The organism is Nocardioides sp. GCM10028917, assembly GCF_042666175.1.
Classification (GTDB): Bacteria; Actinomycetota; Actinomycetes; order Propionibacteriales; family Nocardioidaceae; genus Nocardioides.
On the sequence record NZ_JBHTFL010000003.1, the window covers coordinates 571,867 to 594,786 of the forward strand.

Genomic DNA, 22,920 nt, shown 5'->3' on the forward strand with positions numbered 1-22,920 from the left:
CGCTCCCGAACGCTGCAAACTCGACGTGCGCGCGCCGCCGTCAAGGAGGAACCGAATGTTCAACAACTCCGATGAGCTCCTGAAGTTCATCAAGGACGAGGGCGTCGAGATGATCGACGTCCGCTTCTGCGACCTGCCGGGCGTGATGCAGCACTTCACGGTCCCGACCTCCTCCTTCGACCAGAGCGTCTTCGACGACGGGCTCGGCTTCGACGGCTCCTCGATCCGCGGCTTCCAGGCGATCAACGAGTCCGACATGTCGCTCTTCCCGGACCCGACCACCGCGTACCTCGACCCGTTCCGCAAGTCGAAGACGCTCAACGTCAACTTCTTCATCCACGACCCGATCACCGGCGAGGCCTACAGCCGCGACCCGCGCAACATCGCCCGCAAGGCGCTGGCGTACCTCGACTCGACCGGCATCGCGGACACCGCGTACTTCGCTCCCGAGGCCGAGTTCTACATCTTCGACAACGTCCGCTACAGCACGGGCGTGAACGAGGGCTACTACCACATCGACTCCGTCGAGGGCTGGTGGAACTCCGGCAAGGACGACGGCCAGAACAAGGGCTACAAGACCCGCCTCAAGGGCGGTTACTTTCCCGTCGAGCCGTACGACCACTACAGCGACCTGCGCGCCGACATGGTCAAGAACCTCGAGTCGTGCGGCCTGCACGTCGAGCGTGCCCACCACGAGGTCGGCACCGCCGGCCAGGCGGAGATCAACTACCGCTTCGACACGCTGCTCAAGGCGGCCGACGACGTGATGAAGTTCAAGTACCTGATCAAGAACACAGCCTGGGAGCAGGGCAAGTCGGTCACCTTCATGCCGAAGCCGATCTTCGGCGACAACGGTTCGGGCATGCACGTGCACCAGTCGCTGTGGAAGGACGGCGAGCCGCTGTTCTTCGACGAGACCGGCTACGCCGGCCTGTCCGACATGGCCCGCTGGTACATCGGCGGCATCCTCGAGCACGCCCCGTCGCTGCTGGCCTTCACCAACCCGACGGTGAACTCCTACCACCGCCTCGTTCCGGGCTTCGAGGCGCCGATCTCGCTGGTCTACTCCTCGCGCAACCGCTCGGCGTCGGTCCGCATCCCGATCACGGGCGCCAACCCGAAGGCCAAGCGTGTCGAGACCCGCTTCCCCGACCCGTCGGCCAACCCCTACCTCGCCTTCGCTGCGCTCATGCTCGCCGGCCTCGACGGCGTCCAGAACAAGACCGAGCCCGCCGCGCCGATCGACAAGGACATCTACGAGCTGCCGCCGGACGAGATGGCTGACATCGACCAGGTGCCGACCAGCCTCGACGCCGTGCTCGACGCGCTGGAGGCGGACCACGAGTACCTCACGGCCGGCGGTGTCTTCACCGACGACCTGATCGAGACGTGGGTCCACTTCAAGCGCACCCAGGAGATCGCCCCGGTCCAGCAGCGGCCGCACCCGCACGAGTTCGAGCTGTACTACGACATCTGAGCCACCACGACGGCTCGTCGAGCGGTGAAGGCCCCGGTCCGCTGGACCGGGGCCTTCGTCCTTCGCGCGAACCGGGACCGGGAGGCGCCGCCGAGTCAGGCGTTGACGGCAACGGGCTCGGTCGCGGCGGGAGCGTCGGCGGTGTCGGCGGTGTCCTTCGCAGCACGGAGCAGCACGACGCCGTACGCCGCCAGCCAGACGACCCAGGCGAGGAAGCCGGCCAGGCCGAGCATCCCGAGCGGGCCTCCGTCCATGTGGAGCGGGGTGGTGACCGACACGACCGTCATGACCCCGGCGCTGACGAAGCCCAGCGTGGCGTGCCAGGGACGGATGAGTCCGGTGCGCACGCCGGCCAGGGACAACGACGCCATGATGATGGCGAGACTGACCGCGTTGAGGGAGAAGAGTGCCGTGTGCAGCTGCCAGATCCCCCACTCCACGTCAGCGGAGAGGCCGCCCGCGCTGAGCACAGCCTGCGTGGCGACGACTCCGCCGAACAGGCAGTTCTGCATGATGGCTGCACCCAGGCCGACCAGCGGCCAGGCATCAGCCTGGACGAGCGACCGGCGGCGGGATGCTGCCGCTACGCCGGCGGCGAAGACCGGGAGGAGGATCCACGCGATGGGCGCGAGGGCAGTGGACACGGTGAGGCCGGAGCCGCCGGCTGCGAAGAACTCGCGGACCTCCCCCGGGGTCGCGCCGGGCTGGGGCATCCCGGCGGTGCCGAGGATGACGTTGACGACCATGACCAGGCCGGCGAAGCCGAGAGCGGCGAGACCACCGACACGGATGGAGCTGAGATTCATGACTGACGTCCTTGGTGTGATTCGAGATAGACTGACTCAATGAATGTAGAGAGACTCAACGAATCTGTCAACGCCCGTTCCTACGACTCCCCGACCCGCCGCGCGCAGGCGGAGAAGACCCGGCGTCAGATCGCGCATGCCGCACGGACGCTCTTCGTCGAACGAGGCTGGTCCGGCACCCGGGTGCGGGACGTGGCCGCAGCGGCGGGGGTGTCCGAGCCCACCGTGTACGCCGTCTACGGCAACAAGGCCGGGCTCGCGATGGCGCTGCTCGACTCACTCACGGCACCCATCGACTTCCCACGGCACATGTCCGAGCTCACCGCCGCCGAGGGCGACCCTCGGCGCCAGATAGCGGCACTGGTCGCCATCGACCGTCAGCTGTTCGAGCACGGGGCCGACGTGATCACCGTGATCAGGGAGGCCGGTCGGTCCAACCCGGACCTCGCGCCGGTGTACGTCGCCGGCCGGAGGCAGGGCGACGAGGCCCGCAGGAGGGTCTACGGCTCGTGGCCGGCGCAGGCGTGGCGAGATGGCGTGACCTTGGACGATGCGCTGGACACGGCTGCCGCGCTGCTCAGCGTCGACGTCTACCTCGAGCTCACCCAGGCGCGTGGCTGGTCGCCGGACCGGGTCGAGGCGTGGTGGACCGAGACGCTCGCCCGCCTGCTCCTGCGAGACACGTCGTCCGTCGCCGCCCCCTAGGCGCCCAGGGTGGCTCCGCCGCCCGGCCTCGTGCTCAGGTGAGGGTCGCTCCGACGCCGATGACGACGCCGGTCAGTGCGCAGGCGCCGAGGGTGCGCAGCACCGACCACCTGCGCCAGAAGATGAGCGCGCACCCGAGGGCGGTGATGCCGAGCGCGGCCACGTCGACCGACCGAAGGTGCGGATACTCGAAGTCGAGCGGTCCCGCGGTGACCTGACCGGTGGAGTCGAACAGCGTGTGGAGGGCGAAGAAGACGGCGAGGCTGGCGATGACGCCGACGACGGCTGCGGTGATGCCGGACAGGGCGGCGGCGAGGTTGCGGTTGCCGCGGAGCCGTTCGACGTAGGGGGCGCCGAGGAGGATGAAGAGGAAGCACGGCACGAACGTCACCCAGGTGACCAGGAGCGCAGCCGTGATGGCGGCGACCCACGGGTCGAGGTCGCCGGGATGCCGGTAGGCGCCGACGAAGGCCACGAACTGGACGACCATGATGAGCGGCCCGGGCGTGGTCTCCGCGAGGGCGAGTCCGCGGACCATCTCGCCGGGCAGGAGCCACCCGTACACGTTGACGGCCTGCTGGGCGACGTAGGCGAGGACGGCGTACGCGCCGCCGAAGGTGACGACGGCTGCGCCGGAGAAGAAGACGCCTTGGTCGACGAAGATGCTCGACCGTCCGAACAGCGCCGCGACGATCGCGACGGGTGCGAACCAGATGACCAGCCCGATGACGAGCGTCCATGTGGCGCGGCGGCCGGAGGGTCGTTCGGTGTGGAGCTGGTCGTCGCTGATGAGGGGCGGCGGTCCGTCGTCGGCTGCGGTCCTCGGCGGCTCGGTGAGGTTCGGGATGCGGCGACCCAACGCCCAGCCAGCGACGGCCGCGACCAGCACGACTGCGGGGAACGGTGCACCGAAGAAGGTGAGCGCGACGAACGACGCGACGGCGAGGGCGACCAGCGCGGGGTGGCCGAGGCCCTTCTTCCCGACGCGGATGACGGCTTGCAGCACGATGGCGATGACGGCGGGCGCGAGGCCGAGGAAGAGGGACTCCACGAGGGTCGTGTCGCCGAACGCGACGTAGACGCCCGACAGCACCAGCAACGCCACGACTCCGGGAAGGATGAACAGGATGCCGGCCACCAGCGCGCCCTTCACGCCGTTGAGGAGCCAGCCGACGTAGGTGGCGAGCTGCTGGGCCTCGGGGCCGGGCAGCAGCGTGCAGTACGACAGCGCGAACAGGAACCGCTGCTGGCCCAGCCAACGCTTCTCGTCGACGAGCGTGCGTTGCATCACGGCGATCTGGCCGGCAGGTCCGCCGAAGGTCTGCAGCGAGATGGCGAACCACGCCTTGGTCGCTTCGCGGAGCGGGATGACGTCGTGCGAGTGCCCCTCCATCCGTGGGTCCTCCTGGCGGTCCTGCCGGCCAGCGGTCGGGTCGGTGGACTGGTTCTCGGTGGGGCGGGTGCTCATGTGGGGGTATCCGTTCCGAGGATGAGGCTGCGTCGGTAGTACTCGTAGAGGCCGTCGAACACGGGTGCCGAGAGGGCGAGGACGGTCTCGTCGTCGCTGGTCATCGACAGGGCGCGAAGAACGACGTCGAGGCCGGGTGCCTCGGGGGCGTCGTAGCGCTCGTCCTCGAGGTCCGCCTCGTGGACGATCGCGGCGATGCGCCACAGGACGGGGTCGTCGAGGTCGTGCCGGCGCAGGATCGTCTCGAAGGTGCAGTCGGCGCCGTGGTGGCCGTAGTCGACACCGCGCATGTCGAAGGCGGTGGCGTCCGGGGGGACGTCGCCGGGGCCCGTCGACGAAGACGAACGTCGCCTCAGGGTCGACGAACCGGCGCAGCAGCCATGCGGAGGAGGCCCGGTCGATGTGGACGCCGGCGCGGGTTGCCCACTTCACGACGGGCCTCCTTCCGCGAGGGCCGACACGGTTGCGGGGGCAGGGGTTGCGTCCGACTGCGTCCGGGCCGCGAGCTCGGACACGGCCGTGACGGCGAGGTCGCGTTCGGCCGGCGGGAAGAAGTCTCGGCGCTTGATGTCGCGCAGCTCCTTGCGGAGCCTCCGCAGGGTCCGGACCTTGTCCCCGGGCGAGGCAGCGCCACCTGCTTCGGCGGCCTTGCGTCGTACCTCCTCGTACTCCTCGGCTCGCGCGGCAGCCATGCCGAGGGCGATGGTCTGCTCGTCACGGCCGGAGAACGCCTGGGCGCGCAGCAGCAGGGCGGTGCCTCCCGCCTCGAGGACCTGATCGGCCACCCACTCGAGGTGCTCCCGGGTGCGGGCGTCCTCGGGCAGCGCGACGACGCCGTCGCCGAGCTGTGCCACGCCGAGCGCGCGAAGCCTGCGCCAGATGGCGATGCGGGGCGTCGAGGGCTCGCGTGGGACCCGATGGATGAGAACGACCCACGACACCCGCTACTCCGACGCCAGGTGCGCAACCACGGTTACATGCAACATCGGTCGCTGTGTGAAAGTCAAGCGGATCGCTCGACTTCGCCGCGAGTGCCTTGCGCCGTTGGGCCGACGGCTCCCCCGGATCGTGTGATGCCCGATCACCGCGGCGGGCCGACGATGGGACTCGGGCCGCCGCTCGCGGACGGCCCAGGTCTGCCACCCCCGGTGCTCTTGTGCCGACCGGGGGTGGTCTGCCCCTCACTTCCTCGTCGGGCGCGGCCTGCTGACCCGCGGGCGCATGGTGGGTCTCGAAGTCAGGGGGCAGTGCCGTCGATCGGCGCGGCGTCCGCGCGCGTCTCGTCGACCTCGCTCGCGGGGTCCGAGCGCGCGGGCCGCGACAAGGCTGCCCGGAGCTGCTCCAGGGGGGCCTTGGGGTGTCGGTCAGCCGTGAGGAGGCCGTTGTCCTCCTGCTCGGTGTCGGTGAGCTGGGTGTAGCAGAAGCCGGCGATCGTCGGGCTGTCCACCAGTGCGTCGACGAGCTCGGAGAGCTTGGCGACGAGGTCCTCGGCGCTGGCGACGGTCGAGTAGCCGAACCAGTCCTGTCCCGCCTCGGGGGTGAAGGACAGCCCGCCGAACTCCGTGATGACCACCGGCTGACCGCGGTCGGTGCCCTCCTCCAGCAACACCCTGCGACGACCGGGCCTGCCCTCGCGCAGGCTCCGGTCGAGTGCCTCGGACGTGCCGTAGCGCTCGCGGAGCCCGCGCCCGCTGGGGCCGTAGTCGTGCACGCCCCAGATGTCGCTGTCGGTGTGCTCCCACCCGTCGTTGCTGATCGCGGGTCGGGTCGGGTCCACCGACCGGGTGAGGTGGTACAGGGCGGAGGCGAAGTGCCGCTGGGCGGCGTCCTGCTCGACCATCTGGAAGCCCCAGCTCTCGTTGAGCGGCACCCAGGTCACGATGCAGGGGTGGCTGCGGTCGCGCCTCACGACCTCGAGCCACTCGCGGGTGAGGCGCTCGACCATCGTGGGCGAGTACGCGTACGGGCTGGGCATCTCGCCCCACACCACCAGGCCGAGCCGGTCGCACCAGTAGAGGAAGCGGGGGTCCTCGACCTTCTGGTGGACCCGGACACCGTTGAACCCGAGCTCCTTGATCAGCTCGACCTCGCGGCGCAGGGCAGCCGGCGAGGGCGCGGCGAGGTGCGACTCGGGCCAGTAGCCCTGGCCGAGCACGAGCCGGAGGAAGTAGGGGTGGTTGTTGAGCAGGAAGTGGCCGTCGGCGTATCCCACCTGGCGAAAGCCCGTGTAGCTCGTCACCTCGTCCACCGGCTCGCCGTCGAGGAGCAGCGTGAGGTCGACGTCGAGGAGGTTGGGCCACTCCGGCCGCCACGTGATCCGGTGGACCTCCTGGTAGTTGCGCGCGAACGGCAGCTCCACCGACAGGCGCACGTCGGGGTCGACGACGGTGACCGTGGTCTCAGCGAGCATCTCGCCCTCGAACCGCACGCGACAGCGCAGTGCGAGCCCGGGACCGGCCGACCGCGGGACCCGGGCCTCCACGTCGATGCGGCCGCGGACCACGTCCGGTGCGACGTGCAGGTCGGTGAGGTGGGCGGGGCAGACCCGTTCCCACCACACCGGCTGCCAGATCCCCGTGGTGCGGTGGTACCAGATGGTGTGGGGCTTCTCGGCCCAGTCCTGCTTGCCGCGCGGCTGGGACACGTCGTCGTACCAGTCCTCGGCGCGCACCACGACGACCTGGTCGTCGGCGTCGCGGTCCAGGGCGGTCGTGACGTCGAGCGTGAAGGAGGAGTGTCCGCCCTCGTGCTCGCCGACGCGGTGGCCGTTGACCCAGACGGTGCAGTGGTAGTCGACGGCCCCGAAGGTGAGCAGGATGCGGTCGCCGTCGTCGGGCCGCGGGCACGGCACCACGCGGCGGTACCAGACGACGGGGTGGTAGCCGGGGTCGTGGATGCCCGAGAGCCGCGACTCCGGCGGGAAGGGGACGACGATCTCGCGGTCGAAGACCTCCTCCTGGTCGAACCACGACTCCTCGAGCCCCACGTCCGTGTCGTCGTACGCGAATCCCCACGCACCGTCGAGCTCGTTCCACGCGGCGCGCGCGAACTGCGGACGTGGGTGGAGGAGCTCCTCGGGCGGGGCTGCACCGGTCTGCGTGTCGGCCTCCGCGGCTCCGGCATCGGGCGCCGTCGGTGCGTCGGGGCCGGGGGCGTCCGGGGCGGTGGCAGCAGACTCGGGCACGTGCTCTCCTAGCGGTCGTGGCTGCTCATGTTCACATCGTCCGAGACGCCCGGCAACCTGCTCGGCGGTCGGCGCGTCGGGCACCGTGAGCGGGTCGCCCATCGGGGTGATCCGTGTCGCGAGAAGGGCGTAGTACACCGGAGTGCGGCGCGGTTCCCGACGCGCGTGCGGGAGGAGTTGAGCGATGGCCCTGACCCGACGACAGCTGCTCGCGGTTGCCGGTGGCGCGACCGTGGCCTCCGTGGTGAGCGGCTGCGGCGGCGCCACCACCCCGATCATCGACACCGGCTCCGCGCTCGGCTCGCAGTACGACGGACCGCCGGTGACGATCAGCTACTGGAACGGGTTCACCGGCGGCGACGGCCCGGCGATGCGCGACCTGGTCGCCCAGTTCAACTCCAGCCAGGACCTCATCACCGTGGAGCAGAACACGATCCAGTGGGCGCAGTACTACCAGCGCGTGGTGGCCGCCATCCACGCCGGCCGCGGCCCTGACGTCGGCGCGATGCACCTCGAGCAGCTCGCGACGCAGGCAGCCCGACAGACGCTGAACCCCCTCGACGACGTGCTCGAGGAGCTCGGCCTCAGCGCCGACCAGTTCCCCCAGCAGGTGTGGGACGGCGGGATCGTCGACGGCGTCAGGTACGGCGTCCCTCTGGACGTGCACTGCCTGGCCAGCTACACCAACCGGTCGCTGCTCCAACGCGTCGACCTGTCGAAGCAGCCGGCCGACGGGGACGAGCTGCGCGGGGTGCTCGACGAGATGACCTCCGCCGGCGTCGAGACGCCGTTCTGGATGCCGAACCGCTGGCCCGCGCACCTCATGTTCCTCTCACTGCTGTGGCAGTTCGGCGGCGAGCCGTACGCCGAGGACGGGAGCAAGGCGCTCTTCGACAGCGACGCCGGCGTCGAGGCGCTGTCCTGGATGCGCCAGCAGGTGGAGGCGGGCTACAGCCCCGACAACGTGGCGGTGGACACCCAGTACACGGCGTTCAAGAACGGCGAGGGCGCCTTCACCTGGGACGGCATCTGGCAGATCAACGACCTCGAGGCCGCCGCGGAGGACCTCGACTGGGGCATCGCGCCGATCCCGACCATCGGCGACAAGCCGGCCGTGTGGGCCAACTCCCACCACCTCGTGCTGTTCCGCGACCGTGAGCCGGACGACGACCGACTGCAGGCCGGCAAGGCATTCATCCGCTTCCTCACCGAGCAGTCGGCTGCCTGGTCCGGCGCCGGGATGATCCCCGCGCGCAACGAGGCGAGGGAGACACCTGAGTTCACCGACTCCCCCCAGGCGGCGCTGGCGCCGGCCATCCCCGCCATGCGCTTCCTGCCCAGCGTCCCCGGAGTCCCCGACGTACAGGCCCAGACGCTGGAGACGGCGGTGAGCGAGGCCGTGCTGGGCCGGCTCGAGCCGGACGCCGCCCTCCGCGAAGCCGCCGACCGCGCGACCCAGCTGCTGCAGGCCAACCTCGAGAAGTTCGGGCGGTGACACGATGACCACGACCCGGCCCCCAGCCGACCACGCCGCCCGGCACGTCGATCCCGGAACTGCCCCGGGCGCCGCCCAGAGCGGGCGGCGCAAGCACGAGACCCGCGACGCCTACCTCTTCCTGGCCCCCTACCTGGTGCTCTTCCTCGCCTTCGTCATCGGCCCCTTCGTCTACGGGCTCTGGATCAGCCTCCACCAGTACGACTACTCCCTGCCGGAGAAGCCCTTCGTCGGCCTGGACAACTACACCGGGCTGCTCGACGGCACGTCCCCCTACGCCCAGCCCTTCTGGGACTCGATGAAGGCGACCTGGATCTTCACCGTCCTCTCCGTGCCGCTGCTTCTCGTGCTCCCGCTGCTGGTGGCCATGGTGATGAACGAGAAGTTCCGCGGTCGCAACTTCTTCCGGGCGATGTACTTCGCGCCCTACGTCCTCGGCGTGGCGGTCGTCGCCGTGCTGTGGCGCTACCTCCTCGACTCCAACATCGGACTGGTCAACCACTACCTCGGCGTGCTCGGGCTGCCGTCCGACACGGCGTGGCTGACCGACCAGCCCTGGGCATGGATCTCGCTGGTCGGGGTCACCGTGTGGTGGACGCTCGGGTTCAACGCGATCATCTACCTCGCTGCGCTCGGCGAGATCTCGCCCGACCTCTACGAGGCCGCACGGATGGACGGTGCGAACGGATGGCAGCGGTTCGTGCACATCACCCTGCCGGGGCTGCGTCCGGTGCTCCTCTTCGTCACCAGCGTCACCATCATCGCCTCGGTGAACATGTTCGGCCAGTCGTTCCTGATGACCCAGGGAGGTCCGGGCACGGAGACGCGCACCGCCATCTACCAGATCGCCGACACGGGTCTGACCAACTTCAACTCGGGAGACTCGACCGCGATGTCGATGATCTTCTCGTTCTTCCTGATGCTGGTCAGTGTCGTGGTCTTCTTCCTGTTCCGCGACCGTGACCCGGAGGGGAGCCGAGGATGAGCACCACCACCCGCACCCGCGAGCCCTCGTCCGGCGGCGACGCGCCGAGCCGGGACAACGGCAGTCCCGCGCGACTGCGGCGGATCCTCCAGTACGGCGTGCTCGGCGTCCTGACGCTGCTCTTCATCAGTCCGCTCATCTACATGCTGTCCACGGCGTTCAAGACGACGGGCGACGCCGCCTCGCCCGACCCCCAGTGGATTCCGGCCAACCCCACCACGAGCGCCTTCGAGGAGATCCTCGGCAACGACGCCACCCCGGTCGAGCGGTGGCTGGTGAACTCGCTGGTCGCCGCCGGACTGCAGTCACTGCTCATCGTCGCCACCGCAGCTCTCGCCGGCTACGCGCTGGCCAGGATGGACTTCGCCGGCAAGAGGTGGATCTTCGCCCTCATCATCGGCACCCTCTTCATCCCGCCCGTGATCCTGCTGATCCCCAACTACCTGATCACCAGCCGGATCGGGTGGCTCGACACCCTGGCTGCGGTCATCGTGCCCGGCGCTGCAGGCGCTTTCGGGGTGTTCTTCATGCGGCAGTTCTTCCTCGGGCTCCCCAAGGAGCTGGAGGAGGCGGCCGCCATCGATGGTGCCGGACGCTTCCGGACCTTCCTGACGGTGGTGCTCCCCCTCTCCCAGCCGGCCCTCGTCACGCTCGGGATGTTGTCGTTCCTCGCCAACTGGAACGACTTCCTGTGGCCGGTCTACGTGCTCTTCTCACCCGAGAGCCAGACGCTGCCGGCCGGACTCGCGACCCTCCAGAACGCCAACGCCGTGCGCTACGACCTGCTCATGGCCGGCGCGGTGATCGCCTCCGTGCCGGTTCTCGTGCTGTACGCCGCTGCGCAGCGCTTCGTCGTCGAAGGCGTGTCCCGTGCCGGGCTGAAGGGCTGACGGACCCGACGAAGTCACCCTTCCCGGGTGAGGCACGCCGCCGTCGGGTCGCCGACGTTGGACGTCTCGACGAGTCCCACGAAGGAGCACCACACATGGCGGACAGGCCGAACATCCTGATCATCTTCGGGGACGACATCGGGGTGAGCAACCTGAGCTGCTACAGCGACGGGTTGATGGGCTACCGGACTCCCCACATCGACCGCATCGCGGACGAGGGGGTGCGCTTCACCGACTACTACGGCGAGCAGAGCTGCACCGCGGGTCGCGCGGCGTTCATCACCGGCCAGAACCCGTACCGGACCGGCCTCACCAAGGTCGGCATGCCGGGCATGGACGTCGGGCTGAGGGCCGAGGACCCCACGATCGCGACGGCCTTGAAGGCCCTCGGCTACGCCACGGGGCAGTTCGGCAAGAACCACTTCGGCGACCGTGACGAGTTCCTCCCGACCATGCACGGCTTCGACGAGTTCTTCGGCAACCTCTACCACCTCAACGCCGAGGAGGAGCCCGAGCTCGACGACTACCCGCCCGAGGAGGACTTCCCCGACTTCCGCAAGAACTTCGGTCCGCGCGGCGTCATCCACTCGTGGGCCGACGGGGACGGTGGTCAGCGGATCGAGGACACGGGCCCGCTCACCAAGGAGCGGATGAAGACCATCGACGACGAGGTCGTCCCCGAGGCGCTGCGCTTCATGACCGACGCCAAGGCGGACGACACGCCGTTCTTCGTGTGGCTGAACACCACGCACATGCACTTCCGCACCCACGTCAAGGACGGCAGCCGCGGCCGGGCCGGTCGGTGGCAGTCGGCGTACCACGACACGATGTGCGACCACGACGACCTGGTCGGCGACGTCCTGGCGTTCCTCGACGACAACGGGCTGGCCGAGGACACGATCGTCATGTACTCGACCGACAACGGTCCCCACATGAACTCCTGGCCCGATGCCGGCATGACGCCGTTCCGGAGCGAGAAGAACTCGAACTGGGAGGGCGCGTACCGGGTGCCGGCGGTGGTGCGGTGGCCCGGACGGATCCCGGCGGGCACGGTGCTGAACGGGATCGTCAGCCACAACGACTGGTTCGTCACCCTCCTCGCCGCGGCCGGTGACACCGACGTCGCGGACCGGTTGAAGGAGGGCACCGATCTTGGCGGGGCGACGTACAAGGTGCACCTCGACGGGCACAACCAGCTGGACTACATCACCGGGGCGGTGGACGAGAGCCCGCGCAAGCACTTCTTCTACGTCTCCGACGACGGCGACCTCACCGCCCTGAGGTACGACAACTGGAAGCTGGTCTTCCTCGAGCAGCGCGCGACCGGGACGCTGCGGGTGTGGGCCGAACCGTTCACCGAGCTGCGGGTGCCGAAGATGTTCAACCTCCGCACCGACCCCTACGAGCGCGCCGACATCACGTCCAACACCTACTACGACTGGTGCCTGGACCACGCCTGGCTGCCGATCCCGGCACAGGTGTACGTCTCCCGGATGATCTCGTCCCTGGCCGAGTTCCCGGCCCGGCAGGAACCACCCAGCTTCAGCATCGACCGGGTGCTCGAGAAGCTCAAGGCCGGCGTTGGCAGCAGCTGAGATGGCCGTGGAGCTCCCAGGCGGGGTCTTCGCGATGGGGTCCGACGACCACTACCCCGAGGAGGCACCGACCCACCGCGTGCGCGTCGACGCGTTCTCGATCGACGCGACCACGGTGACGAACGCCGAGTTCGCAGCGTTCGTGGCCGAGACGGGGTACGTGACGGTGGCCGAGCGAGACCCCGACCCAGCCGACTTCCCGGACGCGCCGGCCGAGAGCCTCCAGCCGGGCTCGATGGTGTTCGTCCCCACCCGCGGTCCGGTGGACCTGCGCCACCTCAGCCAGTGGTGGCGCTGGAAACCCGGCGCCAGCTGGCGGCACCCGCGCGGACCGAAGAGCTCCATCGACCAGCTGCTCGACCATCCCGTGGTGCACGTCGCCCACGAGGACGCACTGGCGTACGCGGCCTGGGTGGGGGCGTCGCTGCCGACCGAGGCCGAGTGGGAGTACGCCGCCCGCGGCGGCCTCGACGGGACGGCGTACACCTGGGGTCAGGACGCCCGGCCCGGGGGAAGGCTGATGGCCAACACCTGGGACGGTCCCGACTTCCCGTGGCGCAGCTCCGGCGAGAGCGGGTTCCTGCGCACCGCGCCGGTCGGCAGCTTCCCGGCCAACGGCTACGGGCTCTTCGACATGGCCGGCAACGTCTGGGAGTGGACGGACGACTGGTGGACGAGCCGACACCCCGACGACGCCGGCTCGCCGTGCTGCGCGCCGGAGAACCCGCGCGGTGGCGACCTCCAGGCGAGCTACGACCCGGCACAACCGCAGTTCCGCGTCGGCCGCAAGGTCATCAAGGGCGGCTCCCACCTGTGCGCCGACACGTACTGCCTGCGGTACCGGCCCGCGGCACGGCGACCCCAACCCATCGACACCGGCATGAGCCACGTCGGCTTCCGCTGTGTGCGGCGACCCGAAGCCGCACCCGCAGCCGCACCCGAGAGGACCGACCATGCCTGACGACCTGCTCCCCTCCTGGCGTCCCGGGCCCACCCGTGATGCGCTCGTCGCGTTCCTCGACGACGTCCTCGACGTGCCGACGGAGGAGCGGGTCGCGTGCCTCGACAACGACGGCACCCTGTGGTGCGAGCGCCCGAGCTACGTCCAGCTCGACTTCTTCGTCGACGCGTTGAGGTCCAGGGCGTCCGAGCCCGACTTCGTGCACACGCCCGAGTTCGACGCGCTCCTGGGAAACGACGCGGCCGCGATGGGCGAGCTCGGCCTGGAACGCATCGCCCTGGCCCTGACCAGCCTGTGCCAGGGCATCTCACCCGAGGAGTTCACCAGCCGGGTCCGCGCGTTCATGTCGGACGCCCAGCACCCGACGCTCGGCCGTCCACTGCTCCGCAACGTCTACCTACCGATGCTCGAGCTGATCGACGAGCTCCGGCGCCGGGACGTCACTGTCACCATCGTCACGGGCGGCGGGACCGAGTTCGTGCGGGCGGTCAGCCAGCAGCTGTACGGCGTGCCTCCCGAGGCAGTCGTCGGGACGTTGATCGGCTACGAGCTCGTCCGGGGCGAGGACGGGGCACCCCGTCTGCTCAGGACCGGTCGCCCGGCCGCCGCAGCCAACGAGGGCGAGGCCAAGGTGAGCAACATCCAGAGCCAGCTGGGCCGCCGCCCGATCCTCGTCGCCGGAAACTCCGGGGGCGACCGCGAGATGTTGGAGTGGGCGGCGTCCGGCCCGGGTCCCACCCTCGCCCTGCTGATCGACCACGACGACGCGGAGCGCGAGTTCGCCTACGTGAGCCGCGCTGAGACGTTCGCCGAGCCCGAGCCGATCACCGAGGTCGGCGCTCGGCTGGGGTGGACGGTGGTCAGCATGGCGACCGACTGGGAGACCGTCTTCCCGTCCGTGACTTCCGAGCGCTAGGCGGTCGACATCGATGCGACGGGTGGGGTGATGACACGACCGACGGCCACGGCCGAGTCGGCACGACTCACGACGATCAACTCCGTCGCGGCCGTGGCGTTCACCATCGGCGGCAGCCTCTTCGCCGTGGGCGCGGTCCTCGCGCAGGTCGGGGAGGTCGCCCTGCTGACGGTCAACATCACCTACCTGGTGGGGGGCTTCTTCTTCAGCCTGGGCGGCTACGCGTCGGTCCTGCTCGCGGTCAACGGCGTCGTCCGCGACGACGACCCCACAAACGCAGCGATCCGGTGGTGGGGCTACCAGCCGCAGCGGCGGGACTGGCTGAGCGCGGCCGTGCTGTTCGTCGGGACGCTCCTGTTCGCGGTCAGCCTCGTCGCGGCCTTCGCGGAGGGGCTCACCCCCCGCCAGTCCGACGGCTGGATCTGGTTCCCGGACATCCTCGGCTGCATCTGCTTCCTCGTCTCCGGGCACCTCGCGATGCTCGAGGTCGGCGGGGGTCACGTCGGGGTGCACGTCCATGCGCTCTCGTGGTGGGTGGTGGCGGTCAACCAGCTCGGCTCCGTCCTGTTCTTCCTCGCCGGGCTGGCCGCCTTCGTCCGGCCGGCGACCTCCGCCGCCCTCGACGCCGGACTCGTCAACTGGGGCACCTTCGCCGGCGCCGTCTGCTTCGCGATCGGTGGGGCGGTCCAACTCTTCGACAAGCCAACTACGACACGAACGGTGGTGCAGCACACCCCATGACCTCCCTGAGCCAGACAGCAGCCGAGAGTCTCTTCGGCAACCGGTTCCTGACCGAACGCGTCCCGTCGACGGCCTTCCCGCAGAGCGGGATGCGCCCGACCGACGCCCTCCGACTGGTGAGCGAGGACCTCAACCTCGAGGGCGATCCACAGCGCAACCTCGCCACGTTCGTAACGACGTGGATGGAGCCGGAGGCGCAGCGGATCATCGCCGAGAACCTGCACCGCAACTTCATCGACCACGCGGAGTACCCGATCTCGGCGGAGATCGAACAACGGTGCGTCCGGATGCTGGCCGACCTCTTCAACGCCCCGGGTCCCACGACGGGCTGCCGCACCCAGGGGTCGTCCGAGGCGATCATGCTCGGGGCACTCTCCCTGAAGTGGAAGTGGAAGGAGCGTCGTCAGGCCGCGAACCTGCCCACCGACAGGCCCAACCTCGTGTTCGGAGGGGACGTCCACGTCGTGTGGGAGAAGTTCTGCCGCTACTTCGACGTCGAGCCGCGCATCGTCCCGCTCGAGGAAAGCAAGTACACGATCGGCCCCGAGGACGTCGAGCCGCACCTCGACGAGAACACCATCGGCGTCGTCGGCGTCCTGGGCACCACCTTCACCGGCCACATGGACGACATCGTCGGCATCAACGACCTGCTGCTCGACATCCGGAACCGACGAGACCTCGACATCCCGCTCCACGTCGACGGCGCCAGCGGCGGGTTCGTGTGGCCGTTCCTCTACCCCGACTCACGCTGGGACTTCCGCCTCGAGCAGGTGCGCTCCATCAACGTCTCGGGACACAAGTACGGACTCGTCTACCCCGGCATCGGCTGGCTGGTCTTCCGTGAGGAGTCCGACCTCGCCCAGGACCTGGTCTTCTACGAGAACTACCTCGGCAAGACGGACGCCACCTTCACGCTGAACTTCTCGACAGGCGCCTCGATGGTGCTGGCGCAGTACTACAACTTCGTCCGGCTGGGACGCGACGGCTACACCTACGTGATGAAGCAGATGCAGCAGAACGCCCAGGCGCTGGCGTCCAACCTGCGCGACAGCGGCCGGTTCGAGGTGATCGGCGCCGATGAGGAGCAGCTGCCGCTGGTGGCCTTCCGGCTCTCGGGCGAGCACACGACGTACGACGAGTCCGACATCGCGTGGCAGCTGTCCGCCGAGCGCGGCTGGATGGTGCCGGCGTACACGCTCCCCCCGAACGCCGAACGGGTGAAGATCATGCGTGCGCTCGTGAAGGAGACCATGAGCCGCGAGCAGGTCGAACGACTCAGCCGCGACATCGCCGACGCGTGCGCCACCCTCGACGAGAAGGGCGGAGCCCACCCGACCGAACGCGAGCAGACCAAGATGGGCACCGGGTACTGACGTGACGACGCAGTGCGGGAAGTGCCCGCGAACCACTAGGCTCGCCCCATGTTGATCCTCGCCATCATCCTGTTCGGCATGATCGCCGGCGGCCTGGCACAGATGGTGCTCGGCCAGTCGATGCGCGACGTCAACTGGACGCTCGCCATCCTGACCGGCCTGATCGGCTCCTTCGTGGGCGGCCTGCTGGTGAGCCTGCTCGCCGGTGACGGTCTCGAGCTCCGCCCCAGCGGCCTGATCGGCTCGTTCGTCGGGGCCCTGCTCCTCACCCTGGCCTGGGGCTGGCACGACAAGCGCCGCAGCACCGCCTGACCGCGCGACGCGCGGTGGACCCCTGACGTCGTCAGCGGTCGAGCCGGCGGTCAGAGACCGACGGCCGTGCGGAGGAGCGCCGGTCCGTCGTCGGGAAGGTCCGCCCGCAGCAGGGTGACGTCGCCGCTGACGATGCGCTGCCTCACGGCCGGGACCACGACGGAGAGGTCGGCGGCCCCGGACAGCACCAGCAGCGCCGACGTGCCGCGGACGAGTCGCTCGGTGACCGCTTCGAGCAGCGCCGGGTCCAGGCCGGTCGCGGCGAGCCGGTCTGCGACATCAGGAGGAAGCGGATCACCGCTGTGCGAGGCACCGATCGCGGTGCGGAGCAGCGCGACGAGGACCGAGGGCTCGCGGGTGATCACCTCCGGCGGCGGCCACAACCGCGTGACGCGTGGCCGGTGCGCGCCGGGCGCCCAGGAGACGGTGATGGCGTCGATCACCTCGAGGGCCTGGGCCTCCTCCAGGCGCCGGAGCCGTACCGACCCGGCCGTGGCGCCGAGCGGCGTGCTGTAGCACCACACCGTCAGGGCCGGCACGAGGACCGGCCCTGACGGTGTGGCACTGACGGGCAGCGCTCAGGCCTCCGAGAAGACCTCACGGATCGCGCGCTCCTGCTCGTCGCTGAGGTTGGTGAAGATCAGCTCCGGTCGCGCGTCGGCGAACGCCTCGTGCACGCGGTCGACCACGACGTCGGAGGTCATGATGAACAGGGCCGAGGTGCCCGGGGTGACCTGTTCTCGGATGCGGTTGATGAACTTGTCGTCGATGCCGACGTCGGACAGCGACCCTGCCAGCGCCCCCGAAGCCGCGCCGATCGCCAGGCCGAGCAACGGGACGAAGAAGATCAGCCCGAAGAGCATGCCCCAGAACGCACCGCCGAGCGCTCCGGCACCGGCGAGGTTGTTGAGCTGCCTGGTCTGGGGCTTCTTCTTGCCCTCCTCCCACCTGACAGTGGCCGCGTCGTGGATCGTGAGCAGGCGCTGGGCCGCCATGTCCTTGAGGAGGTCAGTCGCCTTGTCGGCGCCGTCGGTGGTGTCGAACTTCCAGACGGTGAGCGTTCCCATGGGTGGTCCCTTTCGTGTGGGCAGAGTACGACGATCGTCATCCGCCGAGCTCCGAGACGGCTCCCCCGGCGAGGGTGAATCGCGCGGGGAGTGCACCCCGCCGACGGTCACCTGCGGCTCTCGCGAGTCTCCTTGCGGTTGGCCTTCTTGATGGCCTCGACCAGCTCGTCCTTGTTCATGCGGGACCGTCCGGAGACGTCGAGCCGCTTCGCCACCTCCATCAGGTGAGCCTTCGTCGCGTTCGCGTCGACGCCCTCCGAGGTCGTCCCACCCTTCCGCGCTGCGGCGCCGGACCTCGCGGCCTGCTTGTCCGAGGGCCCCTTCTCGTCCTTGGCCTCCCAGCGGTCGCCCACCTTCTCGAAGGAGTGCTTGAGGGCTGCGAAGGCGGTGCGGTGGGCACGTTCACCCTCGCCGTACTCCTCCACCGCCGAGTCGTGCGCCTTGATCCACGTGCGCTGCGCCTTCTTCGACGAACGCTCCAACGTCGACGGCAGCTCCTGCTTGCCGGGCATGAGGCCTCCTCAGGTGGTCGGTCCGGTGCGTGACGTATCCGTACCCGGACCGGCGCGACTCATCCGCCCACCCACCGGGGCACGGCTGAAGCGCTGGCCCGGCGGTCAGGGGCCAGTGCGGTAGCGCTCGATGCTGGACGTGACGACCTCCTCAGCGACGTCGCGGAGCTTGACGTTGCTGGTCGAGGATGCCCGGATGAGGAACTGGAACGCCCGGTCGGCGTCGATGCGGTAACGCTCCATCAGGATGCCGATGGCCTGGCCGATGGTCTTGCGGGTGTGCAGGGCCTGGTGGAGCTGGTCCTCCTGCTGGGCATGACCGAGGGTGATCGCCGCGTGGGTGGCGAAGAGCCGCGCCGTCTCCGTCGAGCTCACGTCTACGTCGTCGCGCTCGGTGGAGTAGAGGTTGAGGCCCGCGACGTGCTGGTTGTCGGTGAAGAGCCGGACGGCCACCTGGCTGCGCACTCCTCGCTCGACGGCCGCAGGGACGTAGCGCGGCCACCGCTGCTCGTGTCGGAGGTGCTCGACCACCACGACCGGCTCGTCCTCCACCGCCTCCACGCACGGCCCCTCGCCCAGGTCGTACTGGACGCCGTCGAGCTCCCAGACCAGCCGGTCGGTCCCCGCCTCGGTCTCGAAGGTGCCCTGACGGTTCTTGACGGAGATGCTGACGTGGCCGAACTCCGGCAGGGAGGTGCGAGTGGCCTGCACGATCGCGTCCAGGGTGCCCTGGAAGCTGCGCGAGGTGTTCATCAGGGCACTGGCACGAGCCAGTCCCTCCGCCACGGCGAAGTCCGGGGACGTGTCCATCGCTCACCTGCGTTCGGGTCAGGCTGCAGCACGGATGCCGCACCGTCCGAGGTCTGGCCCTCTGCTCGAGCCACGTCGAGCCTACCCCCCCCCCCCCGCCCGCGCTCCGCGATGCCGTACCAGCGGTGGCAGGCGTAGAGTCGGTCGTGTCGGAAGCGGATGCGGGAAGGACGGGGACGAGTTGAGCGACCTTCCCCTGACCGAGCGTGGGCGACTCCTCTCGGAGCTCGCATCGACCTTGGCGACTCTGCCCACCGACCGGGCCCAGACCTGGCGGCTGGGAGAGGCCATGCGTCTGATGCTGGGCGCCGACGGGGTCGCCATCACGCTGGAGTACCTGTCGGACAACCGCGTCACGCTGTGCGCCAGCAACGACGTCGCCGCCGCCCTGGAGAGCCTCCAGGAGGTCCTCGGACAGGGCCCCGGCTACGAGGCGGCCACACACGACGTGGTGGTCGTGGCGCATCTCGACGGGGAGGCCGACCAGCGGTGGCCGATGCTGGCCCAGACCCTCCAGTCGAGGTACGGCCCGCTCACGGTGTACGCCGTCCCCGTGCACGCCAACGGCGGGTTGGGCGGGGTCGCGACGCTCCACAACGGTCACCGCCAGCCGCTTGCCGAGCCGGATGACCGCGTGGTCTTCCTGGCCAACGCGATCGGCGCCGCCCTGGTGACCGATGCCGCGGGGCATCCGGAGGGACCCCTGCAGTCGGGAGACGGGTGGAGCTCGCGCAGCCTGGTCCACCAAGCGACCGGGATGGTGATGGCGCAGGTCCGGGTCACGCCCGACGACGCGCTGGCGCTGCTGCGCGGGCATGCCTACGCACTCGCGACCGACATCGACGACGTCGCGGAGCGCGTCGTCTCCAGGAGCATCAACTTCTCGAACTTCGACGTGGAGGGAGACTGACGCCATGAGACCGACCACCAGCGGAGCCGCGTTCGCGGCGGCCAACGCGGCCATGATCCAGGGGGTCGACGGCGCGAGCACGGTGCACGTGCTGCTCGCCGACTGCCTCCGGTTCCTCGACGCCGACGCGGCCGCGGTCCTCGTCCGCGTGGACCGCGGCCTCGAGCTGATGGCAGCGACCTCCCACAAGGCAACCGAGCTCGAGCTCTACCAGGCCCAGGTCCACCACGGCCCGTGCGTGGAGACGATCGACACGGGCGAGAGCGTCGCCCTCACCGGCGAAGCCGAGCTCTCGCGCAAGTGGCCCGACTTCGCCCGCGCGATGGCCGCCGCGGGGTTCACGACGGTGCTGGCCTCTCCCATGCGCTGGCACGACAGCGTCATCGGCGGGCTGAACATCTTCTGGTCCTCCAGGACCCTGAGCGACGACGAGATGGACCTCGCGCAGGCCTTCGCCGACATCTCGACGCTGGTGCTGATGCAGTCGCCCATGGCCGACGACCTCGACACCATCGCGCAGCGGCTCCGCACTGCCCTGCAGGGCCGGGTGACCATCGAGCGGGCGAAGGGCGTGCTGGCCCAGACCGACAACCTCGAGATGGACGAGGCGTTCACTCGTCTCGTCCAGGTCAGCGACCAGACCGCGCGACCACTGTCGCAGGTGGCGCGCGACATCCTCGACGCGATCGTCACCCGACGACCCTGAGGCCGGCAGCCCGAGGGGCAGCCACGGTCAAGAGGTCAGGACGTCTCGAGAAGCCTGTACGCGCGGTCCCCGCCGCGGACGTCGCGCGCGCCGTCGTACCTGACCAGGAGCATCGCGAGGTCGTCGCCGAGCTCCTCGCCGTGGAAGGCGCGGACGGCGTCGAGCACGGCTCCAGCCATCGCGTCGGCGGAGAGGTCGCGATACGTGTGCAGCAGCTCGGCGACCCGCTCGGAGCCGAACTGGTCCCGCCCGCGACGCGCCTCCACCAGGCCGTCCGTGAAGACGCACAGCACCTCGCCCGGCGCGAGCTCGATCTCGGCGTCGTGCAGCTCGGGGTCGTCGAAGAGCGCGAGGGCGGTGCCCAGCGTGCCGACCTCCTCGACCTCGCCGTCCGCCCGCAGGACGAGCGGCCAGTGGTGGCCCGCGAGGGAGATGACCATGCGCAGCGGTGCCCCGGGGGCGTCGTGCTCGTGAGGTGGCCGGAGGTGCCCGTGCACGAGCGTGCAGTGCCGTTCGGACTCCGTCTGCGCCTGCAGCACGGCATTGACCTCACGGAGCGTCGACGCGGGCGACAGGAACGGGCCCGCGAGGGCGCGCAGCGTGTAGCGGGTGGCCGCACTGACCGCGGCCGCCTCGGCGCCCTTGCCACTGACGTCGCCGAGCACGAAGGCCCACGTCCCCTCGTCCAGCGGGAAGACGTCGAGGAAGTCGCCGCCGATCTCGCCGCCGTCGCCCGCCGGGACGTAGCGGCTGGCGACCTCGCACCCCGGGACCACCGGCAGCCTCGTCGGCACCATGCTGGCCTGCAGGGTGGCGGCGACCCGGGACCGGTCGTCCAGGACCTGCTGGAGGTGTTGCTGGTCGCGGACCCGATCGGTCACCTCGCGGAGCACGACGAGCTCCCCCGCCGTACGACCCGCGATGTCGGTGAGCGGCTGCTGGCTGACGTCGAAGGTGCGCTGGCCTCCTGCGCCGTCGGCCAGCACCAACCCGCTCGGGCCGACCTCCACGATCTCCGAGGTGTCCATCAGGTCGCTCACGCGCCTGCCGATGAGCTGCCCCCTGGTCCTGCCGGAGAGTGCGACGGCGGCCGGGTTGACGTCGACGACCCGCTCGAACGCATCGAGGACGAACACGGCGTCGGCCATGCTCTCGACCACGGCGCTGCGGGCCAGCGGAGCAAGGTCGACCAGGCGCTCCTCGAACAGCCCCCACACGAGCAGCCCGCCGGTGACGGTGAACGCGAACGGCGTCAGGTCGATGAGGGTGAACCAGCCGACCTCGAGGTTGTGCAGGATGTTCGCGGCCCAGGGCAGCAGGGCCGAGCACAGCAGCACCACGGACATGCGGCGGTAGGTCCGGGCCAGCCGCACCATGCTGGCGACGAAGAGCACGGTGGCGCCGACGAGCAGCAGGTTGTTGTAGGCGAAGATCGCCCAGAACACCGGCCCCGTCTCGACGTGGGGCAGCTCGTGCGCGCCGGGTGTCCCGGAGTAGGAGCGCACCAGGTCGTGCGTGGCCGGCACCGCGAGGACTGCCAGCGCAGCCGCCGGCGGGATGGCCAGCAAGGCCACCAGGCGACGGGTGACCAGCCGGCCGCGGCCGGTGTACTGGAGCACGAAGACCAGCCAGGCGGGCGCGAGCGTGACGATGCCGACGTACTTGAGGTCGCCCCACCTGCTCCTGACCGCCCACGAGTCGGCGGAGAGCTCCACGGCGTACGCGGTCCCCCACCACGCCACGGCGACGAGCATCACCGCGAGGCTCCAGCCCATGGCCGTGCCTCGACGCCAGGCGACGTACGCCGCCAGCGCGGCCAGCACCAGTCCGGCGCCCGCCATCAGGGTCGCGAGCAACGTCAGCACCCGAAACCTCCCGCGCTCGGGCTCGTCCACGCGCCGTCGCGTGGCCGGTACTCCACGCTAGCCGCAGCGTCGCACCGCGTCAGGTGTTCGGGCGCGTTCGTGCCTCCTTGGGGTGAGGTGCCGAGGGCCGCGCCGTCAGCGC

General features: G+C 69.9%; 23 protein-coding genes and 1 pseudogene. 13 read left to right on the forward strand and 11 right to left on the reverse strand.

Translation table 11 applies throughout. The features are described from left to right. The first annotated feature begins 55 nt into the window (after window positions 1–55). Window positions 56–1,477 (forward strand): type I glutamate--ammonia ligase, encoded by a 1,422-nt coding sequence (gene glnA, locus ACFQW6_RS06035; protein WP_378542285.1) that lies wholly within the window; start codon window positions 56–58, stop codon window positions 1,475–1,477. Window positions 1,478–1,572: 95 nt separating this feature from the next. Here glnA and ACFQW6_RS06040 read toward each other — a convergent pair whose 3' ends face one another. After that, a complete protein-coding gene (locus ACFQW6_RS06040; RefSeq protein ID WP_378542287.1) occupies window positions 1,573–2,283 on the reverse strand; it encodes a hypothetical protein in 711 nt (236 codons plus the stop codon). Window positions 2,284–2,322: 39 nt separating this feature from the next. Here ACFQW6_RS06040 and ACFQW6_RS06045 point away from each other — a divergent pair, with 39 nt between their 5' ends. After that, entirely contained in the window at window positions 2,323–2,988 is a 666-nt protein-coding gene (locus ACFQW6_RS06045) for a TetR/AcrR family transcriptional regulator (RefSeq protein ID WP_378542289.1), read from the forward strand. Window positions 2,989–3,022: 34 nt separating this feature from the next. Here ACFQW6_RS06045 and chrA read toward each other — a convergent pair whose 3' ends face one another. The 5 genes and pseudogenes from chrA to ACFQW6_RS06070 all read right to left on the reverse strand — a co-directional run bounded on the left by chrA (window position 3,023) and on the right by ACFQW6_RS06070 (window position 7,640). Continuing rightward, window positions 3,023–4,456: a chromate efflux transporter gene (gene chrA, locus ACFQW6_RS06050; protein ID WP_378542617.1), complete on the reverse strand. Its 1,434-nt coding sequence runs from the start codon at window positions 4,454–4,456 to the stop codon at window positions 3,023–3,025. Further along, complete coding sequence (locus ACFQW6_RS06055; RefSeq protein WP_378542619.1) at window positions 4,453–4,746, reverse strand: chromate resistance protein ChrB domain-containing protein; 294 nt, start codon at window positions 4,744–4,746, stop codon at window positions 4,453–4,455. Before ACFQW6_RS06055 ends, chrA begins: the two co-directional genes overlap by 4 nt. A 79-nt stretch (window positions 4,747–4,825) precedes the next feature. Beyond that, window positions 4,826–4,888 (reverse strand): annotated as a pseudogene (locus tag ACFQW6_RS06060) (chromate resistance protein); the annotation flags it as partial. Beyond that, window positions 4,885–5,397, reverse strand: a complete 513-nt coding sequence (locus ACFQW6_RS06065; protein ID WP_378542291.1) for a Chromate resistance protein ChrB — start codon at window positions 5,395–5,397, stop codon at window positions 4,885–4,887. The pseudogene ACFQW6_RS06060 and the gene ACFQW6_RS06065, both read right to left, overlap by 4 nt. 296 nt (window positions 5,398–5,693) lie before the next feature. Further along, window positions 5,694–7,640 (reverse strand): sugar-binding domain-containing protein, encoded by a 1,947-nt coding sequence (locus tag ACFQW6_RS06070; RefSeq protein ID WP_378542293.1) that lies wholly within the window; start codon window positions 7,638–7,640, stop codon window positions 5,694–5,696. Between the two features lie 184 nt (window positions 7,641–7,824). Here ACFQW6_RS06070 and ACFQW6_RS06075 point away from each other — a divergent pair, with 184 nt between their 5' ends. From ACFQW6_RS06075 to ACFQW6_RS06115, 9 genes are all read left to right on the forward strand, one after another. Continuing rightward, window positions 7,825–9,135 carry an ABC transporter substrate-binding protein gene (locus tag ACFQW6_RS06075; RefSeq protein WP_378542295.1) on the forward strand — a complete coding sequence of 437 codons (1,311 nt, stop codon included), beginning with the start codon at window positions 7,825–7,827 and terminating at the stop codon, window positions 9,133–9,135. Between the two features lie 4 nt (window positions 9,136–9,139). Then, window positions 9,140–10,120, forward strand: a complete 981-nt coding sequence (locus ACFQW6_RS06080) for a carbohydrate ABC transporter permease (protein WP_378542297.1) — start codon at window positions 9,140–9,142, stop codon at window positions 10,118–10,120. Beyond that, complete coding sequence (locus tag ACFQW6_RS06085) at window positions 10,117–11,010, forward strand: carbohydrate ABC transporter permease (protein WP_378542299.1); 894 nt, start codon at window positions 10,117–10,119, stop codon at window positions 11,008–11,010. Before ACFQW6_RS06080 ends, ACFQW6_RS06085 begins: the two co-directional genes overlap by 4 nt. Before the next feature lie 95 nt (window positions 11,011–11,105). Next, a complete protein-coding gene (locus ACFQW6_RS06090; protein ID WP_378542301.1) occupies window positions 11,106–12,605 on the forward strand; it encodes an arylsulfatase in 1,500 nt (499 codons plus the stop codon). Between the two features lies 1 nt (window position 12,606). Then, window positions 12,607–13,566 carry a formylglycine-generating enzyme family protein gene (locus ACFQW6_RS06095; protein ID WP_378542303.1) on the forward strand — a complete coding sequence of 320 codons (960 nt, stop codon included), beginning with the start codon at window positions 12,607–12,609 and terminating at the stop codon, window positions 13,564–13,566. After that, window positions 13,559–14,482, forward strand: coding sequence for an HAD family hydrolase (locus ACFQW6_RS06100; RefSeq protein WP_378542305.1), 924 nt, complete (start codon window positions 13,559–13,561; stop codon window positions 14,480–14,482). The genes ACFQW6_RS06095 and ACFQW6_RS06100 overlap by 8 nt, the downstream gene beginning before the upstream one ends. Window positions 14,483–14,512: 30 nt before the next feature. Next, window positions 14,513–15,223, forward strand: a complete 711-nt coding sequence (locus ACFQW6_RS06105; RefSeq protein ID WP_378542307.1) for a hypothetical protein — start codon at window positions 14,513–14,515, stop codon at window positions 15,221–15,223. Then, entirely contained in the window at window positions 15,220–16,596 is a 1,377-nt protein-coding gene (locus tag ACFQW6_RS06110) for a glutamate decarboxylase (RefSeq protein ID WP_378542309.1), read from the forward strand. Before ACFQW6_RS06105 ends, ACFQW6_RS06110 begins: the two co-directional genes overlap by 4 nt. Before the next feature lie 48 nt (window positions 16,597–16,644). Further along, window positions 16,645–16,908, forward strand: a complete 264-nt coding sequence (locus tag ACFQW6_RS06115) for a GlsB/YeaQ/YmgE family stress response membrane protein (RefSeq protein WP_378542311.1) — start codon at window positions 16,645–16,647, stop codon at window positions 16,906–16,908. Between the two features lie 50 nt (window positions 16,909–16,958). Here the strand turns inward: ACFQW6_RS06115 and ACFQW6_RS06120 are convergent, their stop codons facing one another. The 4 genes from ACFQW6_RS06120 to ACFQW6_RS06135 form a co-directional block, all read right to left on the reverse strand. Then, window positions 16,959–17,447, reverse strand: a complete 489-nt coding sequence (locus ACFQW6_RS06120) for a hypothetical protein (protein ID WP_378542313.1) — start codon at window positions 17,445–17,447, stop codon at window positions 16,959–16,961. Window positions 17,448–17,486: 39 nt separating this feature from the next. After that, window positions 17,487–17,975, reverse strand: coding sequence for a DUF1269 domain-containing protein (locus ACFQW6_RS06125; protein ID WP_378542315.1), 489 nt, complete (start codon window positions 17,973–17,975; stop codon window positions 17,487–17,489). 107 nt (window positions 17,976–18,082) lie between these two features. After that, complete coding sequence (locus ACFQW6_RS06130; RefSeq protein ID WP_378542317.1) at window positions 18,083–18,487, reverse strand: ChaB family protein; 405 nt, start codon at window positions 18,485–18,487, stop codon at window positions 18,083–18,085. 105 nt (window positions 18,488–18,592) lie between these two features. After that, complete coding sequence (locus tag ACFQW6_RS06135; protein WP_378542319.1) at window positions 18,593–19,297, reverse strand: GAF and ANTAR domain-containing protein; 705 nt, start codon at window positions 19,295–19,297, stop codon at window positions 18,593–18,595. Window positions 19,298–19,478: 181 nt separating this feature from the next. Between ACFQW6_RS06135 and ACFQW6_RS06140 the strand changes: the two genes are divergently transcribed. Both ACFQW6_RS06140 and ACFQW6_RS06145 read left to right on the forward strand, forming a co-directional pair. Next, complete coding sequence (locus ACFQW6_RS06140; RefSeq protein ID WP_378542321.1) at window positions 19,479–20,207, forward strand: GAF and ANTAR domain-containing protein; 729 nt, start codon at window positions 19,479–19,481, stop codon at window positions 20,205–20,207. A gap of 4 nt (window positions 20,208–20,211) precedes the next feature. Beyond that, window positions 20,212–20,913, forward strand: a complete 702-nt coding sequence (locus ACFQW6_RS06145) for a GAF and ANTAR domain-containing protein (RefSeq protein ID WP_378542323.1) — start codon at window positions 20,212–20,214, stop codon at window positions 20,911–20,913. A 35-nt stretch (window positions 20,914–20,948) separates the two neighbouring features. On the opposite strand, the gene ACFQW6_RS06150 is transcribed toward ACFQW6_RS06145, so the two are convergent. Beyond that, window positions 20,949–22,808 (reverse strand): histidine kinase N-terminal 7TM domain-containing protein, encoded by a 1,860-nt coding sequence (locus ACFQW6_RS06150; protein ID WP_378542325.1) that lies wholly within the window; start codon window positions 22,806–22,808, stop codon window positions 20,949–20,951. Between the last annotated feature and the right edge of the window lie 112 nt (window positions 22,809–22,920).